Raw genomic sequence first — 401 nt, 5'->3', positions numbered from 1 at the left:
TGGCACGCATCAGTCGCTCCACAGTACAACGTGCCACCGGGATGCCCTCGCGGTTCATCTGCAGCCAGACCTTATCGGCCCCGTAGACCTGCCAGTTGGCATGCCACACGCGCTGGATGTCGGCCTTCAAGCACTCGTCACGCTGGGCGCGTTGACTGCGCAGTTGCGGGTTACGCCGCCGGGCTGCGTGGCGCCAGTAACACGACGGGGCCATCTGCAGCACCCGGCAGATGGGCTCGACCCCGTAGTCGTCACGGTGGCGGTCGATGTAGTTCTTCAAGACTGTTGATTTCCATCCAGAAGTGACCCACTAGCCCCCGGTTTTTCCATCTCAATCTGACCCACGCATTAACCCTAGCCTGCTGCTTTTATGTGCAGCAGGAGACCAGGAGTGATTGACG

The 401-nt window shown here is 60.6% G+C and carries 1 pseudogene and 1 other annotated feature; the pseudogene reads right to left on the bottom strand.

Features of this window, described 5'->3' with window-relative positions:
• Positions 1 to 277, bottom strand: a pseudogene (locus SJH88_RS19455) (IS3 family transposase); the annotation flags it as partial.
• Positions 206 to 284 (bottom strand) — a sequence feature (AL1L pseudoknot). (Overlaps the previous pseudogene by 72 nt.)
• Between the last annotated feature and the right edge of the window lie 117 nt (positions 285 to 401).

The organism is Comamonas sp. GCA5 (genome assembly GCF_036541385.1).
GTDB classification, from domain to species: domain Bacteria; phylum Pseudomonadota; class Gammaproteobacteria; order Burkholderiales; family Burkholderiaceae_C; genus Comamonas; species Comamonas aquatica.
This window is presented reverse-complemented; position numbering and strand designations above follow the sequence as displayed.